The sequence below is a fragment of the Bacteroides sp. B1-V-101 genome (assembly GCF_023656585.1).
GTDB lineage: Bacteria > Bacteroidota > Bacteroidia > Bacteroidales > Bacteroidaceae > Bacteroides > Bacteroides thetaiotaomicron.
This window is the reverse complement of the sequence record NZ_JAMOKH010000069.1, coordinates 1-12316: the sequence shown is the minus strand read 5'-3', so window position 1 is coordinate 12316 and position 12316 is coordinate 1. Positions and strand designations below refer to the sequence as shown.

Sequence of the window (12316 nt, the reverse complement as noted above, 5' to 3'; positions counted from 1 at the left end):
GGAATCCCTAAAGAAATTATTGTTTCTATCTAAAATATCCGTCCAATGAGGAAAAACCCATTGGACGGGTCTATAGCCTAACCAAAAATCTTTTGTTTCACAAAACGACCCTTTTTCTGTACTTTTGATTTATAATAGTACTAGAGGTAATAACAGGGGGGAAAGCCCTAGTTTAAAATAGTTTCGCGAATAGTTGAATTTATGAAACTTGGATTTAAATAAAATGGAGATAATAGGCTACGCTCGTGTTTCAACGAGGGAACAGAATTTAGATTTGCAGCTAGATGCTTTAAAAGAAGCCGGATGCAAACTTATATTTGAGGAAAAAGTATCAGGAGTAAAGGATAGACCCGAATTAGATAAAGCCCTTGCATATTTGCGAGAAGGTGATACTTTTGTTATCTGGAAGCTAGATAGATTAGGACGTTCTTTGAAAGATTTAGTTTATATAGTTGATTGTTTGCAGAAAAGAAAAATTGCATTCAAAAGCATAGTTGATGGTATTGATACTAATAGTGCTTTAGGAAGATGTCAATTTGGAATTTTTGCTTCATTGGCTGAATATGAACGTGAAATAATAGTAGAACGAACTAGGGCTGGATTACAAGCTGCAAAAGAACGAGGGAAACTTACGGGACGACCTATAGGGTTATCGGAAGATGCAAAGAGAAAAGCTATAGCAGCAAAGCGTTTATATGAAAATCGGGATTATTCTATAGATGAAATATGTAGAATTTTACACATTGGAAGTAAGGCTACTTTGTATAGGTATTTACGTTATGAAAAAGTAAGATTGATGAATAGAAGAAATAAATAGGGCGTTACCTTTCAGGTCGGGCTTTTCGCTGCAAGTCCTCGCTACGCTGTGGGCTTTCCGCTGCAATCCCTAACGCATTTTCCCACCCACCCTTCTAAGGTATATCCAATGCTTTGCTTTTTTCACCGCTTCTATGAAGCACCTACAAAAGCAAGGCATTGGATATTCGGTTTTATAGACTTCATGTTCCCTAAAGGGAATATTCCGTTTATAAAACCTTATCTCTCACCCAAAATATATAAAACTTTAGGGAAAAGATAATACGTTAAAAATCAGCCGATTATAAACTATTTTTAACAAAAATAATTGTCTTATTATTTGCGACATTTATAGAAAATTACTATCTTTGAGTATTGAAAATAAAGAGATAAATAAACTTTTAAAGCTGGTTTGGCTGCCAGTATAAAGAACAGCAAACAAAATTATGAAATCTACTTTTGATAAAAATGCAGAGAAGTTTGTAAACCTTATGGTTGAAAAAATTGAAAGCTTGTCTATGAATTGGCAAAAACCTTGGTTCTCTAAAGTCAACTCTAAACAGAACTTTTTACCACAAAATTTAACAGGTCGTACTTATAGTGGTGGAAACGCTTTTTTACTTTATTTTTTGTGTGAAAAATATAATTATCAAACTCCTGTTTTTTTGACATTCAATCAAGCACGAAACGAAGGTATTAATGTTCTAAAAGGTGCTGTTGCTTTTCCTGTTTATTATACATTATTTTGTGCTTATCATCGTCAGACAAATGAAAAAATTTCATATGATGAATATAACAAATTATCAGAAGAAGAACAAAAAGAATACCGTTTAGCAGCTTATACAAAATATTTCCAAGTTTTTAATTTAGACCAAACAAACTTTGCGGAAAAATATCCCAATAGATGGGATATATTAAAGGCTAAATTTTCAGGAGAGGAACAGCCACAAGAAGAGAAAGAAATGTATGTAAATCCAATACTTGATGAAATGAATAAGAATCAAAATTGGGTATGTCCTATTCAAACGGTTTCTAGTGATAGTGCGTTTTATTCAATATCAAATGATAGCATTACTTTACCTTTAAAGAGCCAATTTAAGGACGGAGAAAGTTTTTATGGTACAGAATTACATGAAATGGGACATAGTACAGGTGTTAAAAATAGACTAAATCGAAAAGGATTTTATGAAAATGATAAATTCAATTATGGGCGTGAAGAACTTGTAGCAGAATTAATATCGGCTTTGTCTGGTGTATATTTGGGTATTTCTGTAACCGTCAGAGAAGAAAATGCGGCTTATTTAAAATCATGGTGCAAAGCAATAAAAGAAGAACCTAAATTTTTATTTACTGTATTGGCAGATGCTATTAAAGGTAGTAAATTCATAGCCCAGCATCTAAATATAAGGCTAGATGTGGAAGAAGTTGAAGAAGAGAAAAATACAAAGGTTGCTTAAAGGTTCCTTCCCCCCTCATTGGGGGGAGTTCTTTTTTCAAACGCCAAAAAAGAACCAAAAAGGCTTAATCGCTTCACTTTGTTACGCTCCAATAGTTTTGCTATCGGTAAACCCACCCACCCTTCTAAGGTATGTTTCTTTATCCCTTCTGCAATCCTTAGTAAAGTTCCACTACCTTTTAGGTAACTCCACTTTAGTAAGCATTGCAGAAGCGGAAACATGACGCAAATTAAAATACATTCTCACTTTGAGAATACATTTTAATGCGTCTTGTTGTCTAACCCAATAAGAACTATAGGGAAAGAAATTGATACCGTACTTTTCGGAGTTCCGGCACTGATGGGTAAACATGGCATGATGAAATGATACCGAATTATCATTCCTGGCACACCCTGCAGAACGACCTTTTGATACCAAATACAAAAAGCAGCCGGAAGCCGGACGCAAAAAATTGATACCATAAAACATTAGGGAAAAAGAACAGGAACAAAATACAATATTATATATATAAATAATATGTGAATATATAATATATAAACAAATAATATATAATATGTGATTAACACGCTTCACTTCCAGAGTTCCAGAAAGAGCCACACGAAAAATCTTCTTTTCCCTAAAGTTCCTTGTGTCGTTTCTCTCTATACTTGAATACAGGAAAACGGCTGCATCATAAAAGAAAAGACACCGACACCATTCAGGAACTACCGCCCATCGGTAAAAGGATTGCATCTAATTGATACCTTTTCTGCCTGCACTGGAGAGAAACCGGGAAGGTATTTGATACCGTACTTTTCCGGGTTCTGCCCGGCATGGACGATAAGAGAACATTATTATGATACCAAAAACTTTAGGGAAAAATAAAACCTCGGCAGTCTATAAACCTAAAACCATTTTTAACAAAAATAATTGTCCTATTATTTGCGACATTTATAGAAAATCACTATCTTTGAGTATTGAAAATAAAGAGATAAACAAACCTTTAAAGCTGGTTTGGCTGCCAGTATAAAGAACAGCAAACAAAATCATGAAACATTGCTTCTTAAATCCATTTCGTAGCCAACTGTTAGTGCTATTTTTCAGTATTAATTCATTAATCATTTTTTTATGAAAAAAGAGTTTACATTACGCTTAGACGATGCAGCCTGCGCAGAGTTAGAAAATCTAAAAAAATTATCTGGTGAAAAAACAGATGCTAAAGCTATTAGATTTGCTATTCAGAATTATGCAACTTTGAATGATAGGTATATTGAAACACAACGGCAAATAAGGACGTGGAAAGATAAATATGCAGCGTTAAATAAAGCTGTTGATGATTACTTGTCTTCTTTTGAAGCATTGAAGAAAACTACAGATTGATAGTCAATTATTAGAAATGTGAAAGGATTAATTTATGATTGGAGTAGAGAAGAAAATTTTCAGATTATCTAGTTCTGTGTTAAATCGTACTTTTAAGCAGGAAAAGAGTATTTTTTGTTCAATGGTGTTACGATTGATGGATACAGAAAACTATGCAAACAATTATTGCGATTCGCTAAGTCTTGTTCTTGAACTATTTCCAGAGATTGATAGGGAAAAGCTAGAAAAAGAATTGGATAAATACGTTTGATAGTATTTGAAATCAAAAATGGGCTATTAAACTAGTTAATAGCCTTATTTTAATACATAAATTCATGAAATATGGCAGCGGATATGACAGATGAAACGATTGCACAATACATGGAACGCATCGAGAAAATGAGCATAAAAGAAATTCAAAAAGAAATTGAATTTCTGGAAAGCCCCGGTTACAACTGTGAAGGACTGGTATGTGCAGACGGAGTAATTACTCCCCGGACAAAAATGCATCGTAAGGTTCTTTGGTATAAGAGAATGAACCAAAAGAGCCTAACAGCCCTGCAATGGGCAAAAGAAGGATATGTTGTAAATCCGGATGCAATAGGAAGAAAGTGGAAAAACAATCCTCACAATTCAAAGGCTATAATATATTATGTATCAGATGAAGTACATGAGGACAAAGAAGCGGCTAAAGAATTTCTCAAATCGAGGCGTAAGGAAAAGAAAGAGTAGTCTTTAGTTCACAGGTCTCTTTTCCAGATATATAAGTCAAGATAAAATGGGATTATCATACCAAATAACGCATAACAGAATAGTAATGAATCAAGAAAGAACATTAACCTTTGGTAAGTATAAGGGAACACATCGAAGTAATATTACTGGAGGCTTCTCAGCAGGTGACTTCGGTGGTTTAATTTATTCAATCGAAAATTTCAATGAAAGTGAATATGAGTTTTAACCAATAAAATGAAGATATGAATAATGAATTTATTGATGGTATTTGGTTTGCTGTTCAGCATATTGTAGTAGTCAGAGATATGCCAGCAATCGCAATAGGGATAATTAAGGAATCGAATCTTTCCATTGATGATTGTAAGGCTGCGCAAAAAAGGAGTGGTTCTTTTCACAATCAGATGATGAAGTTTATTGAAACAGAATTAGCGTAAAACAGTATAAATATGAGCAAAATTGAAGAAGCCTTCAGAGGCTTAGGAAGAACAGAGAAAGTGAGATTCATTTCGCAGAACATCGAGTATGCAAATGCGGTTGCAGTAGCCAGTTATGTAAAAGGTTATCTTTTCGATGTCCTTAATGATGTCGGAGATGATGAGTATATAGCAGCGTATCTCAGAGAAAAGGGATATGAAGTAAAAAAACAAGAATAATCCTCAAATCGATATATAAATAAACGAATTATGAATGAAAGAACAATCCAAATAGACGTAATTGGAAAAATAGAAGGTACTCAATTTATGAAGTGTAAGCTATATACAAATGAAAATATTGTCATTATCATGATGAATGAATTTGATTATGAACGGTTGAAAGAAGAAGGAATCTTCATAAGAGATGGCAAAAGTCGAGATTCAGCCGGGGTGTTGAATACAACCAATACTTTCATCGAAAAAAATTAATACTCAAAACAAAAAAGAATGATTATGGATAAAAAAGAAAAGAATTTTGCCACATACAAAGAATTTGCAAAGATGCTTCGGGAAGTGGCAAACATATACTCTAAACTGGGTGACGAACCATTGTTGAAAGAAGGATATGAGTATAACGCCATTAGAGATGCTGTTCAGTATGTAACGAACAAACACGATTTTGGTTACTTTATACAGCCTTGGAAGGATGAGTTTCTACGTATGCCTTTTGATGTGACGAAGCGAAAAAAATGGGCTGATTATGTGGCTGAATGCCATGCTACAGGAAAGGAAATAGATTACGATAATTATGATTGGGATAAATGACCATAATTTTTCGAATAGTGTGAAAGGGAATAGATGTCATATAATCAAAATATAGATAGAATGTTTATTGAATATAAGGTATATCGTAGGGTGTCAGATTTGAAGCCTTTTATATCTAGGGATGAACTTCCTTCTTGTCAGATGATTGGGAAAAAAAAGTTTGTAGGAAAAAAAGCAAAAATGGAGGCTGTTTATAGACTTACAGGGAAACGTTTGCCAGAAGACTATACAACAGAGCAGGTAAACAATTTTCTTACGGTAGAGCTTTTTAATACGTCTTTATGGCATAAGTATAGAAAGATTTACAATGAAGTTTCCAATGAAAAAGAAATTGTTGTTGAGAACTATAGTTATCAATATACATTAGTTGTAGAATTAGCAAATAAATCGAATTTATCATTGGATGAAGGAAAAATTGTACATTTTGTTATGTGCGAACTGTTAGGAAATCCTTGTGAAACGTATAAAGGGATGAAAAACCCTATAATTTCTTTACGAAAAGATTATGATAGATAAAGCAAAAACATTAGATGAATGCTTTAAGGAACTAATTCTTAAAAGAGGTTGGTCTAAAAATAGTCCATATGACCGCCGAACTGCATCAAGGCATAAAAAGCAATTCCTTGAAGGAACGTTGCCCGATGAATTTAAAAGAGTATATTTGCAAAGTGCTGGTTATACAATAGTGCAGCCGGAGCTTTGGCGACAGGAATTATAAAACAAAGAAAATGGACTGGAGGAACATAATAAGAAATCTATTAGAAATTATCATTGCTATTTTTAGAATGATTTTCATAGGGCTATTTTATATAGCCAAGTTTATGTTTGTGTTCTTTATTCTACTTTTTTTTGGAGTATTAATCAGTCAAAATAATAAGCGATGGTAAATAGAGAAATAAAAGCCCGAAAACGTGCGGTGAAAGAAGAAAAAGAAGAAATAGACGGTGAGATTGTTAGAATTAGGAAAGGGCATCCTCGTACAAATCTTCCTGTGAAACTCCCAGAAAATCCCACATGGCTGAAACAACCTAATGTAGTTACATTAATGGCTGGTGATTTTAAGACAGTACAGATTAGAATCTTAATTGCTGTTATAGAGAAATTACAGGATGTCATAGAATTAAGTATTCAGCATCTAGATAAATATGGTACATCTATTCCATGCGAGCAATTATCTTTATTTCAAGAATATTCAGACCGTATAAGAGTAGATATCGCATATCGGGATTTGGGCGTTAATCCAGACCAATACAAGGAAGTAAAAAGCATGGTTCGTAAATTAATCAGTATTCCTGTAGAGCTTGATGTTAAAGACCCAATAACAGGTGAGGATAGTTGGTCTATTACTGGTTTATTCACTAAGGCAAATATACCCAAAACTCCTTATTCAAGAGGTTTTTCTTTAGAAATGGATAGAGAGGTTGCTAAAGTTTTCATTAATGTTGATAGAGGTTTTACACGCTATATAAAAGAGATAGCTTTAAGAGCGCAAAGTAGATATACAATAAGAATGTATATGCTGATTAGCTCATGGAAAGAAAAAGGTGGTTTTTCTATCTATGTGGATAGATTTCGGAAATTCTTAAAATTAGAAGATAAATACCCCGAATTTAAAGATTTGTATAAACGTGTAATACGCCCTGTTTACGATGATTTGTTTGAACAGGCTGATTGCTGGTTTGAAATGGCAGAAGTTTATCGTAATTCAGGCGATACACAGCCTTATAAACTTAATTTCAAAGTTATTAAGTCTGCATTATCAAAGAAGGAAGAAGAACTATTAAAAGGACAAAAGAAGATGATAACGAATTTTTGTTCTTTGCACTTTGCAATGAAGGACGAGCATTTGCAGCAGTTTATTCCACAGATTACATTAAGCAACTATAAAGCAGTAGTAACTAAGATGCTTTATCTAGGCGAATATGTTAGAGATAACTGGAATAAAATTTCAAATAAAGCAGAATATTGTTTATCCGTATTATTAAAAGAAGTAGAAATACTCCCCGGAATGATTGGAGAAGAAAAAGAAGATGAATAAAAGTTGGGTTTTTGTCCCTAGGAGGGGTCTAAAAGTTGGGTTTTTGTCCCTAAGAAGTTGGGTTTTTGTCCCTAAGAAGTTGGGTTTTTGTCCCTAAGAAGTTGGGTTTTTGTCCCTGATTTTTTACCATTATCTGTTGTTTTTCAGATAGTTACCCTTTCATTTTTAAGGGTACTACCATCACTAGCTGATAAAAAAAACCTGATAATCATACCAACACACAAAAAAGGAACTTTTCTTATTACATAAACCCATAAAAAAGGAACTTTTCTCATAATCTTAACACAAACTTTAGGGAAAAGAACATCTATTAACAAAAAAAGACACTATATGATACAAATAATCAATCAAAAGTTGGGTTTTTGTCCCTATCTAAAAAAAACATATTTTAAAAAGTTGGGTTTTTGTCCCTATGCTTTTTTGATATACTGTAGGGAAAGAAATTGATACCGAATTATCATTCCTGGCACACCCTGTAGAACGACCTTTTGATACCAAATACAAAAAGCAGCCGGAAGCCGGACGCAAAAAATTGATACCATAAAACATTAGGGAAAAAGAACAGGAACAAAATACAATATTATATATATAAATAATATGTGAATATATAATATATAAACAAATAATATATAATATGTGATTAACACGCTTCACTTCCAGAGTTCCAGAAAGAGCCACACGAAAAATCTTCTTTTCCCTAAAGTTCCTTGTGTCGTTTCTCTCTATACTTGAATACAGGAAAACGGCTGCATCATAAAAGAAAAGACACCGACACCATTCAGGAACTACCGCCCATCGGTAAAAGGATTGCATCTAATTGATACCTTTTCTGCCTGCACTGGAGAGAAACCGGGAAGGTATTTGATACCGTACTTTTCCGGGTTCTGCCCGGCATGGACGATAAGAGAACATTATTATGATACCAAAAAAACTTATCTAATTGTATTTTTTTCCCTTTTGTTTGGGAGGGTGTTTAGTAATTTATATATTTGCGTTTGTAGAAATTAATAGCAAGATGTGTTTTTGTGGACACAAAAACCAAATCTTGCCTGATAAATCAGGAGTTTAGCCCCCTCGCAACTTGGGGGCATATATTATTTAGTATCATAGTATGAAAGCAAATAAAAGAGATAGAATAGTGAAAGTTCGCTTAACGAATTTAGAATATGAAGAACTAACTAAAGCTTCTAAATCTAGCAAATGTATGTCAGATTATTTTAGACAGAGAGTCTTTAGGAAAGGAGTTGGTCTTATTGACCCTAAAGAATTTATTCGTTCGATGGATGAAATTTGTTTGGAAATGAAACGTATAGGAAATAATATAAATCAGTTGGCTAGGTATGTAAATATTCATAAGGAAGAAGTTAATCAAGAGGTTCTTAATGAGGTAGAAAAGAAAATGGCAGACTATGTAATTATGCAAGATAAATTGAATGTTACTTGGCGTAAGTTGATGTCAATCAAATAATATATGTATATATAATATTTATATATATAATTTTAGTGATAAAGACAGCGTTACTATTTCTTTTCCCTAAAGTTCCTTGTGTCGTTTCTCTCTATACCTGAATACAGGAAAACGGCTGCATCATAAAAGAAAAGACACCGACACCATTCAGGAACTACCGCCCATCGGCAAAAGGATTGCATCTAATTGATACCTTTTCTGCCTGCACTGGAGAGAAACCGGGAAGGTATTTGATACCGTACTTTTCCGGGTTCTGCCCGGCATGGACGAAGAGAAAACATTATTATGATACCAAAAACTTTAGGGGAAAATATTATATATATAAATAATATATGAATATATAATATTTGTATATTTATTGTATGAATAAATTATATTGAAATATTCTTTTATTGAATATTTGTTTGTATATTTGCGGTGTGAAGTTATAAATATGGTAGTAGTAGTTTTAAAAGCGGCAACTTCTTTCGCTGGTATTGATTATAATGAGCGAAAGAATGAGGAAGGCAAGAGTGAACTTCTTGTTGCAGAAAATTTTGCTATGAATCCAGATAATTTGAAGAAGTCGGATTATATAGCTTATATGGAATCTGTCTGTAGGACTAATCCAGCGGTCAAGGCAAAACAATTTCATGCAGTGATTTCATGTAAGGGGCGTGAATATTCGGCAGAGGATTTGAAAAATGTAGCTTTGCAATATATAAATAAAATGGGTTATGGAAATAATCCTTATATGATATATTTTCATTCTGATACAGAAAATAATCATGTACATATTGTTTCTACACGAGTACAGAAGAACGGACAGAAGGTAAAAGATAATATGGAAGCTGTGCGCTCACAGAAAGTCATAAATCAAATAATGAATGTTGATTTAGCTTTGAAGGCTAAAGATGATATTTCAAAATACATGGAGTTTTCTTTTTCTACAGTGCAGCAATATAAGTTGTTACTTGAACAATCAGGATGGAAATTAAGAGAAAAGGATGGATTATTAATTTTGTATAAGGGTGGTGAAAAGCACGCTTCAATTCAATTAGAGCAGATAAAAGATAAAGCTAAACAATATACACCTGATGAAGAAAGAAGAAAACAGATAACAGCTCTTTTATTTAAATATAAGCAAGGACTTTCCTATACAGAACTTCAAACTTTGATGAAAGATAAGTTTGGTATAAATTTAGTCTTTCATACAGGAAAAGGACATACTAAACCTTATGGATATACATTAATTGATTATAGAAATAAGAGAGTTTTGAAAGGTGGGGAAGTTATGGATTTGAAGGAACTTTTAGTAGAGCCTAATAAACAAGCAAAAGTTGAACACTGTAATAGTATAATTAATCTTCTTTTGAAAGATGGAACAAAATATACAATGGATAGTTTCAAGAAATTAATGTTAGATTACGGTTATAGGTTTTCAATGAATGGCACAATATTTATAAATGGTGATGATAAGGCTTTATTGGTTCTTGATAAAAAACTGTTGAAAGAACTTAGATATAATAGCAGAGTGTATGAAGCAAATAAATTTAATGTTGCTACACTTAAAGAAGCCGAGTTGTTAAGTAGAATTTATCATGTGAAAAAAGATGATATTTTGATTCAAGAGCATATGGATAAAAAAAATACTGTCTATACTGATATGATAAATAGTTATTTGGCTCATAGTTCAGATTTACATTCTACATTAAGAGAAAAAGGAATTCTTTTTGTTGAAGATGATAATTTAGTTTATCTAATAGATAAAAAGAATAAAGTAATCGTAAGTACTGATGATTTAGGAATCAATATTATAAAAGATGGCTATAGTAAAGATAGGATTACTCTAGTTACTCTTGATAAGATGGAAAGAATAAATGTTGAACAAGATTCAGAACTGGCAAGGGGATTTAATCTGATTGATGCTATTTGTGATATTCTTAGCCAGCATATAAATGTACAGCAAGATAAATCTCCTAATAGGAAAAAGAAAAGAGGACAGCAACAAAATTAATAAATATAAGTAAGATATGATAATATTATTTGGGAATCAGAAAGGCGGTTGTGGTAAAACGACTAATTGCATACAATTTGCCAACTATCTAGTAGAAAAAGGAAAAGAAGTTCTAGTATTGGATTTAGATTTTCAGCGTTCATTATCGGATAGAAGAAAAGAAGATATTGCGACCTATGATAATGAACCTAAATATGAGGTTATACAAACCGATATATCTAATGTTGCTAAAATTATTAGTGATTTTACTAAGGTTGAGCAAGGAAATCTATTAATAGATTTGCCTGGTAAGATTGATGATGATGCTCTGGGAACTATTCTTAAAGCTGCGGATATAATAATATGCCCATTTAAATACGATAAATTTACAATGGATAGTACAGGTTTTTTTATCCAAGTGTTACAGTATTTAAATGTAAAAGCTAAAATATTCTTTTTACCTAACAATATGAGAACTGCGGTAAGATATGAAACAAAAGAACAGGTAGTTGATATTCTTAAGCAAGTTGGTTTTGTTACAGATGAAATACCAGCTTCTGTTGCTATGGAACGTATAAATACATTAGCAATTAGTAATGAGTGTATTGATAAGGTGAAGAATGCTTATGATTATATCATTCAAGAAGGAGCAATAAAATAAAATATTCTTTTAATAGATATTTGTTATAAAGTTATTCATTTATTGTATATATTTGCACATGGCTGATAAATTAAGGAAAAAGCAAAATGAAGGTATTTCTAGTGTTCTGGAAATAGCTAAAATGATAAGAGGTGAAGAATTGCATGGGAGTAGTATAAATGAAGCTCCTATTCAAGAAGCTAAATATGAAGTTGAAGAGGAGAAAGAACCACTTCATGTAGAAATGGAAACAACTTCTTCGGAAGTTTTTAATTTTAATGGCTCTAGTGAAATGGATTTGACGGACTTATTAGAGTACATTAAAGGAAAAAATTATAATTGCAAGGAAGTTCTATATGTTGATACAGATGTAAAAGAGGTGTTTGGGTTGCTCAAAGCTAAAGCCAAAATACCTATTTCATCTTTAGTTTCGTTTATTTTGGAAGATTGGTTAACTAAACACCGTAGCGACATAAGTTCTTTGATTAAGCAAAAAAAGAACCGTTTTCTTTAGTACAGAAAAAGGGTCGTTTTGTGAAACAAAAGATTTTTGGTTAGGCTATAGACCCGTCCAATGGGTTTTTCCTCATTGGACGGATATTTTAGATAGAAACAATAATTTCTTTAGGGATTCC

The 12316-nt window shown here is 32.6% G+C and carries 16 protein-coding genes; all 16 read left to right on the top strand.

Annotation, left to right across the window (positions count from 1 at the left end):
- The first annotated feature begins 223 nt into the window (after positions 1-223).
- The 16 genes from NBH01_RS26085 (at position 224) to NBH01_RS26010 (ending at position 12195) form a co-directional block, all read left to right on the top strand.
- The gene (locus tag NBH01_RS26085; RefSeq protein ID WP_007559111.1) at positions 224-817 is read left to right on the top strand and encodes a recombinase family protein; all 594 of its coding nucleotides are present in this window, start codon (positions 224-226) and stop codon (positions 815-817) included.
- A gap of 424 nt (positions 818-1241) precedes the next feature.
- Positions 1242-2252, top strand: a complete 1011-nt coding sequence (locus NBH01_RS26080; protein ID WP_005780952.1) for an ArdC family protein — start codon at positions 1242-1244, stop codon at positions 2250-2252.
- A gap of 1107 nt (positions 2253-3359) precedes the next feature.
- Positions 3360-3611, top strand: coding sequence for a hypothetical protein (locus NBH01_RS26075; protein WP_004295365.1), 252 nt, complete (start codon positions 3360-3362; stop codon positions 3609-3611).
- Positions 3612-3932: 321 nt separating this feature from the next.
- Positions 3933-4322 (top strand): hypothetical protein, encoded by a 390-nt coding sequence (locus NBH01_RS26070; protein ID WP_007559098.1) that lies wholly within the window; start codon positions 3933-3935, stop codon positions 4320-4322.
- Between the two features lie 85 nt (positions 4323-4407).
- Positions 4408-4548, top strand: coding sequence for a hypothetical protein (locus tag NBH01_RS26065; protein WP_007559096.1), 141 nt, complete (start codon positions 4408-4410; stop codon positions 4546-4548).
- Positions 4549-4564: 16 nt separating this feature from the next.
- Positions 4565-4756: a hypothetical protein gene (locus NBH01_RS26060; RefSeq protein WP_007559094.1), complete on the top strand. Its 192-nt coding sequence runs from the start codon at positions 4565-4567 to the stop codon at positions 4754-4756.
- A 12-nt stretch (positions 4757-4768) separates the two neighbouring features.
- The gene (locus NBH01_RS26055) at positions 4769-4975 is read left to right on the top strand and encodes a hypothetical protein (protein WP_007559092.1); all 207 of its coding nucleotides are present in this window, start codon (positions 4769-4771) and stop codon (positions 4973-4975) included.
- Between the two features lie 30 nt (positions 4976-5005).
- The gene (locus tag NBH01_RS26050; protein ID WP_004295363.1) at positions 5006-5224 is read left to right on the top strand and encodes a hypothetical protein; all 219 of its coding nucleotides are present in this window, start codon (positions 5006-5008) and stop codon (positions 5222-5224) included.
- 18 nt (positions 5225-5242) lie between these two features.
- The gene (locus NBH01_RS26045; RefSeq protein ID WP_007559090.1) at positions 5243-5560 is read left to right on the top strand and encodes a hypothetical protein; all 318 of its coding nucleotides are present in this window, start codon (positions 5243-5245) and stop codon (positions 5558-5560) included.
- 33 nt (positions 5561-5593) lie between these two features.
- On the top strand, positions 5594-6076 hold the full coding sequence (locus NBH01_RS26040) for a hypothetical protein (protein WP_007559088.1): 483 nt from the start codon (positions 5594-5596) through the stop codon (positions 6074-6076).
- Positions 6066-6278 (top strand): hypothetical protein, encoded by a 213-nt coding sequence (locus tag NBH01_RS26035; protein ID WP_004295360.1) that lies wholly within the window; start codon positions 6066-6068, stop codon positions 6276-6278. The genes NBH01_RS26040 and NBH01_RS26035 overlap by 11 nt, the downstream gene beginning before the upstream one ends.
- A gap of 162 nt (positions 6279-6440) precedes the next feature.
- The gene (locus tag NBH01_RS26030; RefSeq protein ID WP_007559085.1) at positions 6441-7598 is read left to right on the top strand and encodes a replication initiation protein; all 1158 of its coding nucleotides are present in this window, start codon (positions 6441-6443) and stop codon (positions 7596-7598) included.
- A 1111-nt stretch (positions 7599-8709) separates the two neighbouring features.
- On the top strand, positions 8710-9066 hold the full coding sequence (locus NBH01_RS26025; protein ID WP_007557662.1) for a plasmid mobilization protein: 357 nt from the start codon (positions 8710-8712) through the stop codon (positions 9064-9066).
- 433 nt (positions 9067-9499) lie between these two features.
- Positions 9500-11062 carry a relaxase/mobilization nuclease domain-containing protein gene (locus NBH01_RS26020; RefSeq protein ID WP_007559083.1) on the top strand — a complete coding sequence of 521 codons (1563 nt, stop codon included), beginning with the start codon at positions 9500-9502 and terminating at the stop codon, positions 11060-11062.
- A gap of 16 nt (positions 11063-11078) precedes the next feature.
- Positions 11079-11702 carry a ParA family protein gene (locus NBH01_RS26015; RefSeq protein ID WP_004295355.1) on the top strand — a complete coding sequence of 208 codons (624 nt, stop codon included), beginning with the start codon at positions 11079-11081 and terminating at the stop codon, positions 11700-11702.
- Between the two features lie 58 nt (positions 11703-11760).
- The gene (locus NBH01_RS26010; RefSeq protein ID WP_007557648.1) at positions 11761-12195 is read left to right on the top strand and encodes a hypothetical protein; all 435 of its coding nucleotides are present in this window, start codon (positions 11761-11763) and stop codon (positions 12193-12195) included.
- Positions 12196-12316 lie beyond the last annotated feature (121 nt).